This is a genomic window from Eubacterium sp., from assembly GCF_057858645.1.
Window position 1 is genome coordinate 1 of record NZ_DBLZZO010000030.1, and the last position, 16,926, is coordinate 16,926.

17 protein-coding genes are annotated in these 16,926 nt (G+C 31.8%); 16 read left to right on the plus strand and 1 reads right to left on the minus strand.

The features are described from left to right. The 16 genes from polA to hisIE form a co-directional block, all read left to right on the plus strand. Positions 1-1,477: DNA polymerase I (gene polA / locus ACZM4J_RS10200; RefSeq protein ID WP_489486081.1), on the plus strand; the 1,477-nt coding region annotated here is incomplete at its 5' end. 28 nt (positions 1,478-1,505) lie between these two features. Next, positions 1,506-2,087 (plus strand): dephospho-CoA kinase, encoded by a 582-nt coding sequence (gene coaE, locus ACZM4J_RS10205; RefSeq protein ID WP_428244651.1) that lies wholly within the window; start codon positions 1,506-1,508, stop codon positions 2,085-2,087. Between the two features lie 144 nt (positions 2,088-2,231). Continuing rightward, a complete protein-coding gene (locus ACZM4J_RS10210) occupies positions 2,232-2,705 on the plus strand; it encodes a MarR family winged helix-turn-helix transcriptional regulator (protein ID WP_022166135.1) in 474 nt (157 codons plus the stop codon). Between the two features lie 39 nt (positions 2,706-2,744). Further along, positions 2,745-4,544, plus strand: a complete 1,800-nt coding sequence (locus ACZM4J_RS10215) for an ABC transporter ATP-binding protein (protein ID WP_022166134.1) — start codon at positions 2,745-2,747, stop codon at positions 4,542-4,544. Next, complete coding sequence (locus tag ACZM4J_RS10220) at positions 4,544-6,463, plus strand: ABC transporter ATP-binding protein (protein WP_428244652.1); 1,920 nt, start codon at positions 4,544-4,546, stop codon at positions 6,461-6,463. Before ACZM4J_RS10215 ends, ACZM4J_RS10220 begins: the two co-directional genes overlap by 1 nt. 65 nt (positions 6,464-6,528) lie before the next feature. Continuing rightward, positions 6,529-7,377 (plus strand): M23 family metallopeptidase, encoded by an 849-nt coding sequence (locus tag ACZM4J_RS10225; RefSeq protein WP_412622090.1) that lies wholly within the window; start codon positions 6,529-6,531, stop codon positions 7,375-7,377. A 174-nt stretch (positions 7,378-7,551) separates the two neighbouring features. After that, on the plus strand, positions 7,552-7,923 hold the full coding sequence (locus ACZM4J_RS10230) for a RidA family protein (RefSeq protein ID WP_022166131.1): 372 nt from the start codon (positions 7,552-7,554) through the stop codon (positions 7,921-7,923). 41 nt (positions 7,924-7,964) lie between these two features. Next, complete coding sequence (locus ACZM4J_RS10235; protein WP_022166130.1) at positions 7,965-8,402, plus strand: cupin domain-containing protein; 438 nt, start codon at positions 7,965-7,967, stop codon at positions 8,400-8,402. A gap of 29 nt (positions 8,403-8,431) precedes the next feature. Further along, positions 8,432-9,139 (plus strand): pseudouridine synthase, encoded by a 708-nt coding sequence (locus ACZM4J_RS10240; RefSeq protein ID WP_022166129.1) that lies wholly within the window; start codon positions 8,432-8,434, stop codon positions 9,137-9,139. 123 nt (positions 9,140-9,262) lie between these two features. Beyond that, positions 9,263-10,237, plus strand: coding sequence for an RluA family pseudouridine synthase (locus ACZM4J_RS10245; protein WP_428244653.1), 975 nt, complete (start codon positions 9,263-9,265; stop codon positions 10,235-10,237). A gap of 27 nt (positions 10,238-10,264) precedes the next feature. After that, positions 10,265-10,801: a Holliday junction resolvase RecU gene (locus tag ACZM4J_RS10250; protein ID WP_302689798.1), complete on the plus strand. Its 537-nt coding sequence runs from the start codon at positions 10,265-10,267 to the stop codon at positions 10,799-10,801. A 200-nt stretch (positions 10,802-11,001) separates the two neighbouring features. Then, positions 11,002-12,183, plus strand: coding sequence for an ATP phosphoribosyltransferase regulatory subunit (gene hisZ, locus ACZM4J_RS10255; protein ID WP_428244654.1), 1,182 nt, complete (start codon positions 11,002-11,004; stop codon positions 12,181-12,183). A gap of 23 nt (positions 12,184-12,206) precedes the next feature. Then, positions 12,207-12,848: an ATP phosphoribosyltransferase gene (hisG, locus tag ACZM4J_RS10260; RefSeq protein ID WP_022166126.1), complete on the plus strand. Its 642-nt coding sequence runs from the start codon at positions 12,207-12,209 to the stop codon at positions 12,846-12,848. A gap of 78 nt (positions 12,849-12,926) precedes the next feature. Further along, on the plus strand, positions 12,927-14,222 hold the full coding sequence (gene hisD / locus ACZM4J_RS10265; protein ID WP_428244655.1) for a histidinol dehydrogenase: 1,296 nt from the start codon (positions 12,927-12,929) through the stop codon (positions 14,220-14,222). A 68-nt stretch (positions 14,223-14,290) separates the two neighbouring features. Continuing rightward, positions 14,291-14,878: an imidazoleglycerol-phosphate dehydratase HisB gene (gene hisB, locus ACZM4J_RS10270; RefSeq protein ID WP_022166124.1), complete on the plus strand. Its 588-nt coding sequence runs from the start codon at positions 14,291-14,293 to the stop codon at positions 14,876-14,878. Beyond that, positions 14,878-16,101: a bifunctional phosphoribosyl-AMP cyclohydrolase/phosphoribosyl-ATP diphosphatase HisIE gene (hisIE, locus tag ACZM4J_RS10275; RefSeq protein ID WP_022166123.1), complete on the plus strand. Its 1,224-nt coding sequence runs from the start codon at positions 14,878-14,880 to the stop codon at positions 16,099-16,101. Before hisB ends, hisIE begins: the two co-directional genes overlap by 1 nt. 125 nt (positions 16,102-16,226) lie before the next feature. Here the strand turns inward: hisIE and ACZM4J_RS10280 are convergent, their stop codons facing one another. Next, on the minus strand, positions 16,227-16,892 hold the full coding sequence (locus ACZM4J_RS10280) for a PHP-associated domain-containing protein (protein ID WP_022166122.1): 666 nt from the start codon (positions 16,890-16,892) through the stop codon (positions 16,227-16,229). Between the last annotated feature and the right edge of the window lie 34 nt (positions 16,893-16,926).

Here is a 16,926-nt window from a genome sequence, read left to right on the forward strand (position 1 = left end):
AAAATATGTAAATCTTGAAGATTTAGGTTTAATGCAATATTTAATTAATCCAAATGGTCATTCTTATAATTATGATGATGTTGCAAGGGACTATCTTTCAATGACAGTTCCAACTTATGAGGAAATTTTTCCAAAGACAAAAAAGAAGGAAACACCATCTATTGAAATAGTTGAAAATCAAATGAGATATGCCTGCTATAACGCATTTATTTTCTATAAAGGTTTTCAGCCTGTTCAGGAGAAATTAAAAGAATTGGAAATGGAGGCTGTATACAATAACATCGAGAAACCTTTATCAATTGCTTTATTTAACATGGAGAACATTGGTATAAAAGTTGATGGTGAGGCCTTAAAGAAATATGGCGATGAACTTGGTATCAAAATTGCTGATTTAGAAAAGAAAATCTACGAAAGTGCCGGTCACGAATTTAACATTAATTCACCAAAACAGCTAGGTGAAATACTTTTTGGAGAAATGGGATTACCAGGTGGTAAGAAAACAAAAACAGGTTATTCCACATCAGCTTCTGTTTTGGAAAAATTAGAACCGGATTATCCATTTGTTAAAGATGTATTGGAGTATAGACAATTAACTAAGTTGAAATCTACTTACGCAGATGGATTAAGTGTTTTTATAAAAGATGACAGCAGAATATACGGAAAATTTAACCAGACAATTACTGCAACAGGAAGAATCAGCAGTACAGAACCTAATTTACAAAATATTCCTGTTAGAACAGAAATTGGCAGACAGCTAAGAAAAGTTTTTGTTCCAAAAGAAGGGTGCGTATTTGTAGATGCCGATTATTCTCAGATTGAACTTAGAATTTTAGCCCATATGTCAGGTGATGCTAATTTGATTAATGCCTATAAACATTCAAAAGATATACATGCTGCTACAGCTTCACTTGTTTTTGGTGTGCCAATTGAAGAAGTTACTAAAACACAAAGAAGTAATGCAAAAGCTGTAAACTTCGGAATTGTTTATGGCATAAGTTCTTTTGGATTAAGTCAGGATTTATCAATTAGCAAAAAAGAAGCACAGCAGTACATTAACAATTATTTTGAAAGTTATCCGGGCATTAAGCAGTTCTTAGATAATTCTGTAAACAGTGCAAAAGAAAAAGGTTATTCTGTTACAATGTTTGGCAGAAAAAGACCTATTCCTGAATTAAAAGAGTCTAATTTTATGAGAAGACAGTTTGGTGAAAGAGTAGCAATGAATGCTCCAATTCAGGGAACTGCTGCAGATATTATGAAAATTGCCATGATTAATGTGGACAAAGCCTTAAAAAATAACAATTTAGTATCAAGAATTGTTCTACAGGTTCACGATGAACTTTTAATCGAGGCAAAAAAGGAAGAAGTGGAACAGGTAAAAGATATTTTAATAAATGAAATGTCTCAGGCAGCAAATCTTGAAGTACCACTTCTTGTTGAAGCAGAAGTAGGAAATAATTGGGATGAAGCTCATTAAAATATAAAAGATAACGAAGGATATAAAAATGATTATTGGTGTAATGGGAGGCGTTGGCTCAGGTAAGTCAACAGTACTTAACTATTTGGAAAATAACTATGAGGCAAACATAATTGAAGCAGATAAGGTGGCAAAAGAGGTTATGCTTCCCGGAAATGATGTATACAATGAAATTGTGAAAACATTTCCTGAAGTCATAGTTGATAATAAGATTGATAGCAAAAAACTTGCGGAGATTGTTTTTAATGACAAGGAACAACTTGAAAAATTAAACAGTATTACCCACCCGGGAGCTGTTAAGGAAATTATCTCAAGAATTAAGTCATCCAAAAAAAGAATTATAGTTGTAGAGTCAGCAATTTTATTAGGTTCCGGAGTTGAACAATATTGTGACGAACTTTGGTTTGTTTTTTGTAACAGGGATACAAGAATTAAACGACTAATGCAGACAAGAGGTTACTCTAAAGAAAAGTGTATCAGTGTTATTGAAAGTCAGCCGGCAGATGAAGAATATAATAAAGGGGCAGATGAATTTATTGACAATTCATATTCAGAAGAAAACACAAGAGAACAGATTGATTTAATCCTTAATACAAGTGCCTGTATATAAATAGTTTGATTTATAATCTATTTATAGGTTGTTATATTATTTAACTAAAAAATAAAAAAATATATTGACTATAATATTAAAAAGAGTTAAGATGTGTAGCGTGCTACATATCGTAGCTCTTTTATTATGTTAAGGAGAATTTTTATGGAGGATTTAGGTCATCAGATTAAACGTATTGATAGGTTATTTAAATTGCGTATGGACCGCAATTTAGAAAAGAGTGGATTAACTAACAGTCAGATGCATGTATTAATGTATTTATTACATCATCCCGACCAGAAAGTAACACAGAAATGTTTGTGTCAGGAATTTGAAGTTAAGCATTCTACCATGTCAGGAATTTTAAATAGAATGGAGGACAAAAATTTAATTGACATTAAAATAGATGAGGATAACAAGAAATTCAAAAATATTTATGTTACGAAAGAAGCATACGGTATTAAGGAAAAGTTAGATTTATATAAATCTAAAACAGAAGAAATCCTGGTTAAGGGTTTCAGTGATGATGAAAAAAACAAATTGGAAAACTTTCTTGAAAGATTGTATGCCAATTTATTAGATGACAGTCAGCTTAACGAAGAAGATTTAAAATGTTTCCATAAAACAATTAGGAAGTAAATTTTTATATGAAGAATTTAAGTAGGAGGATAGATTAAAATGTTAAAGACATTAGGAAAACAGATTAAAGAATTTAAACTGGTATCCATTCTTACACCTATTGCCATGTTAGCAGAAGTAATTGTTGAAAACTTTATACCACTTTTGATGGCAACAATTATTGATTCAATTGGTTCAGGTGATTTAAACAGTATTTACAGAACAGCATGTATAATGGTTGTCCTTGCAATTGCAGGTTTAATTTCCGGATACCTTGGTGGTGTATTTGGAGCTAATGCTTCAGCCGGCTTCGCAAGAAACCTAAGAAAAGCAATGTTTGAAAACATACAGACTTTTAGCTTTTCTAATATTGATAAGTTCAGCACAGCAGGTTTGGTTACAAGACTTACAACTGATGTAACAAATATGCAGAATGCTTATCAGATGATACTTAGAATGGCTGTTAGAGCCCCATTTAGTTTGATTGTTGCCATGATTATGGCATTAACGGTATCCCCACAATTAGCATCTATATACTTAATTGCTGTTATTATTTTAGGTTGTATTTGTGCATTAATTATTAAGTTCGCTTTTAAATATTTTAATCAGGTATTTAAGAAATACGATGCCTTAAATGAAAGCGTTCAGGAAAATGTAACAGCCATGAGAGTTGTTAAGGCGTACGTTAGAGAGGACCATGAAAAGAAAAAATTTGGAAAAGCCAGCGAAGCTATTTACAAAATGTTTGTAAAAGCTGAAGGCATTGTTGCTTTAAACAATCCGGTAATGATGACAACAGTATATACATGTATATTGTTAATCAGCTGGGTTGGAGCACACATGATAGTGGCAAGTGGTAATAACGCAGCACTTGGTCTTACAACAGGTAACTTAACATCAATGCTTGCTTATTGTATGAACATTCTTATGAGTCTTATGATGTTATCAATGGTATTCGTAATGATTACAATGTCTATGGCAAGTGCAAAACGTATTGCAGAAGTGTTAAATGAAAAGCCTGACATTACAAATCCGGAAGACCCTGACTTTGATGTACCTGACGGAAGTATTGAATTTAAGAATGTAACATTTAGATATAACAGTAAAAGCGAAAAACCAATACTTGAAAATATTAATGTTAAAATTAAGTCAGGTGAAACAATAGGTATTATTGGTGGTACAGGTAGTGCTAAGTCAAGTTTGGTAAACTTAATCAGTAGATTATATGACATTGAAGAGCAGGCGGTAAAAGATGGTGAAGAACCAATCGAAAGTTACGTTAGCATTGGTGGAAAAGATGTTAGATCTTACGATTTGGAAACTGTAAGACAGGAAGTTAGTGTTGTGCTACAGAGCAATGTTTTATTTACAGGAAGTATTCTTGATAACCTTAGATGGGGAAATCCTGAGGCAACAGATGAAGAGTGTGTTAGAGCCTGTAAATTGGCATGTGCAGATGAATTTATTGAAAGAATGCCTGATAAATATAATACACATATTGAACAGGGAGGTACCAATGTTTCAGGTGGTCAAAAGCAGCGTCTATGTATTGCCAGAGCATTACTAAAGAATCCAAAGATTTTGATTTTGGATGACTCAACAAGTGCTGTTGATACAGTTACAGATGCAAAAATCAGAAAAGCTTTTAGGGAAGAAATTCCTGACACAACAAAAATTATTATTGCACAGAGAATTTCATCAGTTCAGGATGCAGACAGAATCATTGTTATGGACGATGGAAAAATAAACGAAATAGGCACACATGATTATCTAAAAGATAATAACGAAATTTATAGAGAAGTTTATTTACAGCAGACAAACGATAGTGGTGATTTTGACAAGAATGGAGGTGAAATGTAATGGCACAGGCAAAAACAGTTAAGGGTCCTGGAAAACATCAGATGGGACCTAGACAGAAAATTGATCATCCATTTAGAATAATGGGCCAGATATTAAAGTTTATGGGTAAGCATTATGCACCACATTTAATTATTGTTCTTATATGTATTGTTACAAACGTTTTGGCAAATGTTCAGGGAACATGGTTTATGAAGGCTTTAATAGACCAATACATTTTACCAATGATAACAAAAGGCAGTAATGACTTTGGACCACTTCTTGGTGCCATGGGTAGAGTTGGTGTTTTTTATGGTATTGGTATTATAGCAACCTTTGCACAGTCTGAAATAATGGTTTTCGTTACACAGGGAACATTAAAAGACTTAAGAATAGAAATGTTTAACCACATGCAGTCACTTCCAATTAAATATTTTGACACACATGCACATGGGGACATTATGTCAATGTATACAAATGATATTGATACATTAAGACAGATGGTAAGTCAGTCTTTGCCACAGATTATTAACAGTGTTATTACAGTAGTAAGTGTGATTATTGCCATGATTTCATTAAGCTTTCCACTTACAATACTTACAATTATTATGGTGGCTTTAATGATGTTTGTATCAAAGAAGCTTACAAGTCTTTCAGGCAGATTTTTCCTGGCACAGCAGAAGGACTTAGGTGCTGTAAATGGTTATATTGAAGAAATGATGGCAGGTCAGAAAGTTGTAAAAGTTTTCTGTCATGAAGATGAGGCAATAGAAGAATTTGATGAAATCAATAATAAGCTTTATCATTCAGCTAATAATGCAAATAAATTTGCAAATGTAATAGGACCTTGTAATGCACAGCTTGGTAACTTAAGTTATGTTTTATGTGCATGTTTTGGTGCTGTTATTGCAATTAACGGATTTATGGGCTTTACTTTATCTCCGGGAGCTTTGGTAAGTTTCCTGCAATATAATAAGCAGTTTGCCCAACCAATTAATCAGGTTACAATGCAGATGAACAGTATTGTTATGGCATTAGCAGGTGCTGATAGAATATTTAAACTTCTTACAGAAGAACCCGAAGTTGATGACGGTTATGTTACATTAGTACGTTGTAAAAAAGAAAACGGCGAAATCGTTGAATGTAAGGAACGTACAGGTATGTGGGCTTGGAAGCATTACCATAAGGAAGATAATACAACAACCTATAAGGAAATGAAGGGGGAAGTTGTATTTGATGGAGTTGATTTTGGATATAACGATGACAAGATTGTTTTACATGACGTTAAATTATATGCAAAACCTGGCCAGAAACTTGCTTTTGTAGGCTCAACAGGTGCTGGAAAAACAACTATTACAAACCTTATTAACAGATTCTATGACATACAGGATGGAAAAATCAGATATGATGGAATCAATATTAATAAAATCAAAAAAGATGATTTAAGACGTTCCCTTGGTATTGTTTTACAGGATACACATTTGTTTACAGGAACAATTATGGAAAACATCAGATACGGTAAGTTAGATGCAACTGATGAAGAAGTAATAGCTGCTGCAAAATTAGCTAATGCCGATAGTTTTATTAGAAGATTACCTGAAGGCTACAATACTTTAATTAAAGGTGATGGTGGAAACCTTTCACAAGGTCAAAGACAGTTACTTGCTATTGCAAGAGCAGCTGTTGCTAACCCACCTGCATTAATTTTAGATGAAGCTACATCAAGTATTGATACAAGAACTGAAAGAATTGTACAAGAGGGTATGGATGCCTTAATGGAAGGTCGTACAACATTTGTTATTGCCCACAGACTTTCAACCATAAAGAACAGTGATTGTATTATGGTACTTGAACAGGGAAGAATTATTGAACGTGGTAGTCACGATGAATTAATGGAACAAAAAGGAACATATTACAGACTTCAAACAGGAAGCTCAAAATAATATAGTTTTAAGGAACACTTGCATATATTAATATGTGAGTGTTCTTTTTAGGTTTGGATAGTTTTATGAGTATGAAAATTAACAAAATAAACATTGTTGTGTTAGTGATAGTTTTTGCTATTGGAAATGTATTAGTTTACAACAAAATACTTAGTAAATCCTTTACTATAGAAAAGAATATTGTAGAAAGTAATAAATTTAGGAATCCTTACATAAATGAAAAAGTCTTAAAGGAGTTAAAGGAAAATTCATTAAACAGTAATAGAGATTTTAGCGAATTTATAACAGCTAATTATTTACTGAATGATTATTCTTTGAGAAAAACGCAAGTAGATGGAAATAATATTAAAAGAATAAGCAAGCAATTTGTTTTTAATAACAAAGAGGAATATTATAAATTATTAAAAGCTTTCTCTGCAATATACAATGATTTAAAATATTTTCCGGTAGCAAAAGGCAGAAATACAAATTACTGGGTTGGCTATGAGAACGGCTTTGGTGAAAACAGAAATTTTATGGGAAAATATAAACATGAAGGTTGCGATATTATGGCAGAAAATAATGTATCAGGTTTTTATCCCATAATAAGTTCTACAGATGGAATTGTGGAAAATATAGGGTGGCTACCAAAAGGCGGCTACAGGGTAGGAATTAGAAGCACTAATGGCGGTTATTTTTATTATGCACACTTGTCCTGTTATTCAAATATAAAAAAAGGAGCTGTGGTAAAAGCCGGAACATTGCTGGGCTATATGGGTAATACCGGTTATGGAAGTATTGGCACAGAAGGCAAGTTCGATGTCCATTTGCATTTTGGCATATATATTAAAACTGATAATTATGAGGAATTAAGCGTAAATCCATATTATATTTTGAAATATTTGGAAAATTGTATACTTTATGCAAATTATTGAAAAGAAATGTCACAAAGCTTAAAAAATTAAATAAATGCCATAGTATGGTCATAAAACATTTGAATAATATGTTTATATATGCATAAAAATTTATATTAATTCAGTATGTGTCTTGATATAAATTAATATAAAGTGTAAAATACTATTAGTTTAAAAGAAAGAAGGTAATTTATAATGGAAAAATTAAATACTAATAATGCACCTGCAGCTATTGGACCATATTCACAGGCTGTAAAGACAGGAAATTTATTATTTACATCAGGTCAGATTGCACTTGATCCTGCAACAGGTGAAATTGTTGGAACAACAATTGAAGAACAGACAGAACAGGTTATGAAGAACCTTGGAGCTATTTTGAAAGAAGCTGGAGCAACTTATGAAAATGCTGTAAAGACTGTTTGCTTTTTAGATAACATGGATGATTTTGGAGCATTTAACGAAATTTATGGAGAGTATTTTACAGGAAAACCTGCAAGAAGTTGTGTTGCTGTAAAGACTTTACCAAAGAATGTTTTATGTGAAGTAGAAGTTATTGCAGAAATTTAATTTATAATTTTTGAAATTAAGGATATAGGAGAAAATTTTATATGAAGAAGGAAAACATGTTTAATGACACATTGGAGGTTTCAAGTTTTAATGGTGAAGGCTATTTACCATTAATCGATTTTGAAAGTTGGAGAGTCGCTGAATTAAGATATATTGATGAACTTGAACCAGATAGAATTGATAATATGCAAAAGCATAATGAAACAGATGAAATTTTTGTTGTTTTAGAAGGGGATTTTACATTATTTCTTGGTGGAAATGGTAATGAGATTGGAGAAATAGAAGCCATTAAATTAGAACCATTGAAATTGTACAATGTTAAGAAAGGAACTTTTCACACACATACACCTGAAAAGAACTGTACATGTTTAATTGTTGAAAATAAAAATACAACAGATGACAATTCTCCTAAAATCAAAATTACAAAGGAACAAAGCAATAAAATTGTTGAATTATATAACAAGGTAAATAAGCGCTAGGCATAAAGCTTAGCGCATTTTGGTGTTTTATGAGATTAGATAAATATTTAACCACACTTGGAATTGGCTCACGAAGTCAGGCAAAAGAATTAATAAAAAAAGGCAAAGTAAAAGTAAATAATATTACGGTAAATAAACCGGAAACTCATATAAATGAGGAAGAAGACGTTGTAAATTTAGATGGTTTGGATTTGAATTATCATAGATTTTATTATTATATGTTAAACAAACCAAAGGACGTAGTTACTGCTGTGTCAGATTTTCAATATACAACGGTTATTGATATTATGGATGTCCAGCCTAAGAAGGGTTTGTTTCCGGTTGGTAGATTAGACAAAGATACAGAAGGCTTATTGCTTATAACAAATGATGGGGAATTATCCCATTGTCTACTTTCTCCTAACAAGCATGTTTCAAAAAAATATTATGTGGAAACAGATGGAGAAATAAGAAAAGAATATATTGCTGAATTCAAGAATGGATTTGATATTGGCTTAAAGAACAATACAAAGCCGGCACTCCTTGAAATCATAGATGAAAATAAAGCTTATGTTACAATAACAGAGGGAAAATATCATCAGGTAAAGAGAATGTTTAAGCATTTCGGCCTAGGGGTTACTTACTTAAAACGTTTGGAAATGGGACCGCTGGTTTTAGATGATGATTTGGCATCGGGAGAATATAGAGAATTAAGTAAAGATGAAATTAATTTTTTACTAAAACATAAGGATAATTAAACAATTAAAGTTGTTTCATAAAAGGTTTAGCTGAAATGCAAATCATAATATGAGATATATGGCAGATAGGTTTAATTAAAAATAGCAATGTATAAGATTAGAATATAAAAATAAGGAATTTAAATGAAAGAAATTATTATAGAAAAAAATCAGGCAGGACAGAGATTCGATAAATTTCTTTTTAAGTATTTTAAGGAAGCTCCAAGTAGTTTTATATACAAAATGCTTAGAAAGAAAAATATAGTTCTTAATGGGAAAAAATCTGATGGAAAAGATAAGCTAAAAGAAAAAGATTGTGTTAAAATTTTTATGGCTGAGGACACCATTGCAAAATTTAAAGGTGAGCATAAAACCAATATTGTTAAGCCGGTTAAGTTAGATATTGTATATGAAGATGAAAATGTTTTATTCATAAATAAGCCGGCAGGAATGTTAAGCCAAAAAGCAAATGACAACGATGTGTCTTTAAATGAATACGTTATTTCTTATTTAGTAAATTCAGGTCAGATAACAGAGCAGAACTTAGAAACTTTTAAACCGGCAGTCTGTAACAGATTAGACAGAAATACAAGTGGTTTAATTGTTGCCGGAAAGTCATTGGAAGGATTACAGATAATGTCTAAAATGTTCAAGGAACGTACAATGGATAAGTATTATTTAGCTGTTGTAAGTGGATATGTTGATTCGTCCATGACCATAAAAGGTTATTTAAGTAAGAATAGCAAAACAAACAAGGTTACAATTTCACAGGCTGAAAATAATGGTGACTATATTGAAACGGCTTATGAGCCTTTAGAATATAAGAAGGGACTTAAACAGGCTGGAATTACAGTTCTTAAAGTAAAACTTGTTACAGGCAAGCCACATCAGATTAGAGCACATTTGGCTTCAATTAATCATCCGATTATTGGTGATTACAAATATGGCAAAAAAGAGATTAACGATAAATACAAAGAAACATATGGTATAAAAAATCAAATGTTACATTCATGGCAGTTGGTTTTTGAAAAGGTAGAGGGTAGTTGCAGGAATTTATCAGACAAAATTTTTGTGGCTAAGCCTCCGAAAGAATACACAAATTTCATTGATTTAAATTAAACAATTTTCAATTGGAAAGGAAGAAGAATGGGTACCTGGTCATCCAGAGGTCTTAGAGGTTCAACCCTTGAAGACATGATTAATATGACAAACGAAAATTATAGAGATAAAAAGCTTGCTTTAATTCAGAAAATACCAACACCTATAACGCCCGTAAAAATAGATCAGCAAACAAGACATATTACTTTAGCCTATTTTGAAAAGCAAAGTACAGTTGACTATATTGGAGCAGTTCAGGGAATACCAATTTGTTTTGATGCTAAAGAGTGTGCGGTTGATACTTTTCCAATGATGAATATACATGAGCATCAGGTTAAGTTTATGGAAGATTTTGAAAAACAGGGTGGCATATCTTTTATTATTTTGTTTTATTCTCATAGAAACGAAATTTATTATTTGCCATTTACCAAAATTAAAGCTTTCTATGAGAGAAGCATAAATGGTGGTAGAAAAAGTTTTAGATTTGAAGAAATTGATAAAGCGTTTAAACTAAAAAGTGCACCAGGAGCACCTGTACATTATTTGGAAGGCATTCAAAGAGATTTATCTTTAAGAGATAGTTAATAAGGAATATCTATTAAAGGTAATTAATAATGGACAGTTAATATGACATAAACGGTAAGATATAAATAATAAATAATAAATAAGAGACAACGAACTTGACATAAAAAATAGATTGTTGTAAAATTGATTCAACTCACTAACATAGTAACGAATTACCGCTTTACAATGCTAAAGTGAAAAGGAAATATACTGGAGGAATTATGAGTAAGGCATTATTACATACTCCTGTTGGAGTAAGAGATGTTTATGGCAAAGAATGTGCTGTAAAATTAACAATAGAAAATAATATTAACAAGGTATTTAATTTATATGGATATCATAACATTCAAACTCCTACATTTGAATTTTTTGATATTTTTAATAAAGAAAGAGGTTCTGTTGCTTCAAAGAATTTGTATAAGTTCTTTGACAGAGAAGGTAATACATTGGTTTTAAGACCTGACATAACTCCTTCAATTGCAAGACTTGCAGCAAAATATTATATGGACGTGAACGTTCCAATTAAGCTTTGTTACAATGCAAATACATACGTAAATAATTCTGAACTTCAGGGAAAATTAAAAGAAAACACACAGCTTGGCTGCGAATTAATTAATGATGATTCTGTTGAAGCAGATGCTGAAATGATAGCCTTAGCTGTTGAATCATTGAAAGCCTCAGGCCTTGAAGAATTTCTTGTAGAAATCGGTCATGTAGATTTTTACAATGGTTTAATTGAAGAAAGCGGCCTTGATAAAGAAGCAGAAGAAAAATTAAGAGAAATGATTGTTAATAAGAACGACTTTGGTGTAGAAGAAATTCTTGATGAAAATATTGTAGTTGGAGAAGTAAAAAATGCTATGTTAAAGTTACCTGAACTTTTCGGTTCAGTAGAAGTGTTAAATACAGCAAAGACTTTAACAACTAATAAGAAAGCATTAGATGCAATTAGAAGATTAGAAAAATTATATGCTATATTAGAAGAATATGGTGTAACAAAATATATTAGTTTTGATTTAGCATCTCTTAGCAATTATGGTTATTACACAGGTATTATTTTTAAAGGTTTTACTTATGGAACAGGTGAACCAATTGCTGCAGGTGGAAGATATGATAAACTTTTAGCACAGTTTGGTAAAAACGCATCAGCCATTGGTTTTGCAATTTATATGGACCAGATTCTTATTGCACACAGTGGTAAAAACGAAAAAACAGATTACGAATATGAAGTAGTAATTTATGAACCCAAATATAGAAAAAAAGCATTTGTGTACGCAACTGAATTAAGAGATAAAAGTGTCAAAACTGAATTAATGTTAAAGAAAAAAGACATTGACATAGAAGAATATAAGCAGTTTAAGACAGAGGATGGTGCTACAAAAGTAACATATATTAACGAATAAGGCATAAGATTATAGGAGATAAAATGAGATATTTAACTTTCGCTCTAGCAAAGGGCAGATTAGCAAAGACAGCAATGGAAATGTTTGAAAAAATAGGTATCCAGTGCGAAGAAATGAAAGATGAAAAAACAAGAAAATTAATTTTTGTTAACGAAGAATTGAAATTACGTTTCTTTTTAGCAAAGGCAAGTGACGTTCCTACTTATGTTGAATATGGTGCGGCGGACATTGGTATTGTTGGAAAGGACACAATTTTAGAAGAAGACAGAAAATTATATGAAGTATTGGATTTAGGCTTTGGAAAGTGTAAAATGTGTGTATGCGGACCTGAATCAGCAAGAGAATTGCTTAATAATCACGGTATGATTCGTGTGGCTTCAAAGTACACAAAGATTGCCAAAGATTATTTTTATAATAAAAAACATCAGACTGTAGAAATTATCAAACTTAACGGTTCTGTAGAGCTTGCACCAATTGTAGGTTTGTCAGAAGTAATAGTTGATATTGTTGAAACAGGTACAACCCTAAAAGAAAACGGTTTAGGTGTTTTAGAAGAAGTTTGTCCATTATCAGCCAGAATGGTAGTTAATCAGGTAAGCATGAAAATGGAAGATGAACGAATTAGAAAAATAATTGCTGATTTAAAGGAAGTAATCAACAATTAAAAATTTATTACTAAGTGGATTTGCAGTTTAAAATACAACATAGCAAAAATATTATTGTTTTTGGGAAAGGTGATAGACATGAGAATTGTAAAATTAAATGAAGATTCAAAGAAAAATATTTTAGAGGATTTATTAAAAAGAAGTCCTAACAACTATGATCAGTATGCAGACAGCGTAAATGAAATTCTTTCTAATGTAAAAGAAAATGGCGATAAGGCTATTTTTGATTACACAAAGAAATTTGACGGTGCGGATATTAACGCTGAAAACATTTTGGTTACAAAAGAAGAAATAGAGGAAGCGTATGATTCATTAGAAAACAAAGAATTAGTAGATATTATTAGAAAATCATTAAATAATATAAAAGTTTATCACGAAAAGCAAAAACAATATAGCTGGTTTGATTCAAAGCCTGATGGCTCTTTACTTGGACAGAAAGTTACACCTATTGCAAGAGTGGGTGTTTATGTACCGGGGGGCAAGGCAGCTTATCCATCATCTGTTTTAATGAACGTTATACCGGCAAAAGTTGCAGGCGTTGAAGAAATTGTTATGGTTACACCACCTGGAAAAGATGGAAAAGTTAATCCTAACACATTAATTGCTGCAAATGAAGCAGGCGTTGATAAGATTTATAAAGTTGGTGGGGCACAGGCTATTGGTGCTTTAGCTTACGGAACTGAATCTATTAAGAAAGTAGATAAAATTGTTGGCCCTGGTAATATTTTTGTTGCTCTTGCAAAGAAAGCAGTATTTGGCTTTGTAAGTATTGACTCAATTGCAGGTCCTAGTGAGATTTTAGTTTTAGCAGATGAAACAGCTAATCCAAAATATGTTGCTGCTGATTTACTTTCACAGGCTGAACATGATGAACTTGCATCAGCAATTTTAGTTACTACAAGTGAAGAACTTGCTAATGAAGTTTCAAAGTGGGTAGACAAGTTTGTAAAAGAACTTAGCAGAACAGAAATCATGGAAAAATCTTTAGAAAATTATGGTTATATTCTTGTTGCTGAAACTATGGATGATGCCATTGATGCAGCAAATGAAATAGCATCAGAACATTTAGAAATTTTAACAAAGAATCCGTTCGATACAATGACAAGAGTAAAAAATGCAGGTGCCATGTTCCTTGGTGAATACAGTTCTGAACCTTTGGGAGATTATTTTGCAGGTCCAAACCATGTTTTACCAACAAATGGAACAGCAAAATTCTTCTCACCACTTAGTGTTGATGATTTTATTAAGAAATCAAGTATTATTTCATTCTCAAGAGAAGCACTTGAGCCAATGAGTCAGAATATTCAGAAATTTGCTAAGGCTGAAGGATTAACAGCTCATGCAAACTCAATTAAAGTCAGATTTGATGACTAAATAGATGATCAAATAAGTCTCTTGTTTTAGAGATATTTAACTTTTGTTTTAACAGAAAGGAATATTAAATGAGTAGAATAGGTAAATGTGTTCGTAATACAAGTGAAACGCAAATAGAAATTTCCATTAATTTAGACGGTAGTGGAAAATCAAACATACATACAGGCATTGGTTTCTTTGACCACATGCTTATAAGTTTTGCAAAACATGGTTTCTTTGATTTAGACGTTAAGGTCAATGGCGATTTGTATGTGGATTGTCATCATACAATTGAAGATACAGGTATCGCTCTTGGTATGGCTATAAAAGAAGCTTTGGGAGACAAGAAATCAATTAAGCGTTATGGCAACATGATTTTACCAATGGACGAGTCATTGGTTTTATGTGCTCTTGATTTGTCAGGCAGACCATATCTTGTTTTTAAGGGGGAATTTACAACAGATAAAGTTGGTGATTTTGATACAGAAATGGTTAAGGAATTTTTCCATGCAATTACTTATGGGGTAGGAATGAATTTACATATTAATATTTTAGAACCAGGCAACAATCATCATATGATTGAAGGCATATACAAAGCTTTTGCGAAAGCTCTTGACCAGGCAACTTTATTTGATGACAGAATTAAAGACGTATTATCTACGAAAGGAACATTATAATGAATTACATAAATTTAATTCCTTCAATTTATTTATTTGAAGGTAAGGTGGTAAATAAAGATACAAAGGAAGTTATTGGTACAGGTAATCCTGTAGAAATAGCAACTGTTTATGACAATAATGGAGCAGATGAACTTCTTGTTTTTGACATTTCTTCAAATGACAGTGAACACGAAGCAAATATTAGTGCCATGATTAATATTGCAGACTCTGTTGATATACCAATGCTTGTTGGTGGCAATATTAAAAGACTTGAAGATGTAAAAAAATACATTTATACAGGTGCTAAAAAGGCTGTACTAAATGTTGATACAGATATGCATCTTTTAGAAGAAGCTTCAAGCAGATTTGGTAGCGATAACATAGCGCTTATTTCAAATTACAATTTGTCAGAAGATATTGAGAAGAAAATTTCATTAGTAATTACTACAAAAGAAAATATTGAGTCATTGAAAGATGTGCTCTATATAAGCAACAATGTTGAAGCTGTAGCAGACAATAAATGTTACGGTGTTTGCTCTGAGACATTTGTAAATGATTTTGACTTTATGAAATATAAAAAAGAATTAAAGGAAAAGGGCATTAAGGTTAATGTTTTTGAAAGTCCTATGAAGTTTGCTGATTTTAAGACAAATTCAGACGGTATGATTCCTGTTGTAGTTCAGGATTATAAAACTAACAAGGTTCTTATGTTGGCTTATATGAATGAAGAGGCATTTAATAACACAATCGAAACAGGCAAAATGACTTATTTTAGCAGAAGCCGTAATGAACTTTGGGTAAAGGGTGAAACATCAGGTCATTACCAGTATGTTAAGGAACTTGCTATGGATTGCGATTTGGACACAATGCTTGCAAAAGTAAGACAGGTTGGTGTGCCATGTCACACAGGAGCAGATACATGTTTCTTTAATAATCTTGTGAAAAAAGAATATGACGATACTAATCCAATGAAAGTATTTGAAGATGTATTTAACGTAATTTTGGATAGAAAAGAGAATCCAAAAGAAGGGTCTTATACTAATTACTTATTTGACAAGGGCATCGATAAGATTCTTAAGAAAGTAGGAGAAGAAGCAACAGAAATTGTTATAGCTGCTAAGAATTCTGATCCACAGGAAGTAAAATACGAAATATCTGATTTCTTATATCATGTAATGGTACTTATGGCTGAAAAAGGAGTAAACTGGAAGGAAATTACAAAAGAATTATCAAGAAGATAGAAATGAATAATAAATTTTCATGTAACGGAAATTTTATACTACATAAAAAGGTCTAAATCAATTGTGTAAAACAATAATGGGTTTAGACCTTTTATTTATGGAATAAGAAATTTCTTCGTGATTTCTTATATAATCAAATCCTTTGGCAAATTATTTTTTATAAGATTCACATAATCTTTTTCGCTGTTAAATTTTTTCATAACATCAATTCCAGAATTAACAATAGGAATGTGGTGGTTGTCCGCCCCGGCAGTCATTGGCAGATTATATTTTTTTGCGTACATGTATGCCTGGTCGTTTTCGTCCTGATTATTTTTAGCATTAAATATTTCTACGCCGTTTACATAGTTTGGAAATAATCTGATTTCAGGTATATAAGGTCTGTCCCTAAAAGGATGTGCATGAATTACCATGCCGCCGGCATCATTTATCTCCTGAAACTGTTCTTTAATTGTCCAATATTCCATTTCGGGGTGTTCAATCATCCACTGTTTATCTAAACCGTAAATTAGAAAATCCTGACCTTCATAAGTTTCTTCCCAACCAAAGAAAACCTGAAGACCAATTTTATCGCCTGTTTTTTTTGCTTCTTCGTAACCTTGTGCAAACATATTAATTCTATTAATCCAAGGAAAGTTATGAGGGATATTAGAATTGCCTCTAAAAAAATGATCTGTAACAAATATACCTGTATAGCCTAATTTCTTAAATTCTATAGCTGTTTCACTGCCTGAAATAGAAGCACAGGCACTGGCAGCGTTTGTATGTAAGTGAGTTTCGTATTTATACATTGTTTTTTCCTCTATATTTTAATATTTATAAGTA

Coding starts and splice junctions, on each gene's coding strand:
- coaE (WP_428244651.1), top strand. CDS start 1,506: ATGATTATTGGTGTAATGGGAGGCGTTGGCTCAGGTAAGTCAACAGTA.
- ACZM4J_RS10210 (WP_022166135.1), top strand. CDS start 2,232: ATGGAGGATTTAGGTCATCAGATTAAACGTATTGATAGGTTATTTAAA.
- ACZM4J_RS10215 (WP_022166134.1), top strand. CDS start 2,745: ATGTTAAAGACATTAGGAAAACAGATTAAAGAATTTAAACTGGTATCC.
- ACZM4J_RS10220 (WP_428244652.1), top strand. CDS start 4,544: ATGGCACAGGCAAAAACAGTTAAGGGTCCTGGAAAACATCAGATGGGA.
- ACZM4J_RS10225 (WP_412622090.1), top strand. CDS start 6,529: ATGAGTATGAAAATTAACAAAATAAACATTGTTGTGTTAGTGATAGTT.
- ACZM4J_RS10230 (WP_022166131.1), top strand. CDS start 7,552: ATGGAAAAATTAAATACTAATAATGCACCTGCAGCTATTGGACCATAT.
- ACZM4J_RS10235 (WP_022166130.1), top strand. CDS start 7,965: ATGAAGAAGGAAAACATGTTTAATGACACATTGGAGGTTTCAAGTTTT.
- ACZM4J_RS10240 (WP_022166129.1), top strand. CDS start 8,432: ATGAGATTAGATAAATATTTAACCACACTTGGAATTGGCTCACGAAGT.
- ACZM4J_RS10245 (WP_428244653.1), top strand. CDS start 9,263: ATGAAAGAAATTATTATAGAAAAAAATCAGGCAGGACAGAGATTCGAT.
- ACZM4J_RS10250 (WP_302689798.1), top strand. CDS start 10,265: ATGGGTACCTGGTCATCCAGAGGTCTTAGAGGTTCAACCCTTGAAGAC.
- hisZ (WP_428244654.1), top strand. CDS start 11,002: ATGAGTAAGGCATTATTACATACTCCTGTTGGAGTAAGAGATGTTTAT.
- hisG (WP_022166126.1), top strand. CDS start 12,207: ATGAGATATTTAACTTTCGCTCTAGCAAAGGGCAGATTAGCAAAGACA.
- hisD (WP_428244655.1), top strand. CDS start 12,927: ATGAGAATTGTAAAATTAAATGAAGATTCAAAGAAAAATATTTTAGAG.
- hisB (WP_022166124.1), top strand. CDS start 14,291: ATGAGTAGAATAGGTAAATGTGTTCGTAATACAAGTGAAACGCAAATA.
- hisIE (WP_022166123.1), top strand. CDS start 14,878: ATGAATTACATAAATTTAATTCCTTCAATTTATTTATTTGAAGGTAAG.
- ACZM4J_RS10280 (WP_022166122.1), bottom strand. CDS start 16,892: ATGTATAAATACGAAACTCACTTACATACAAACGCTGCCAGTGCCTGT.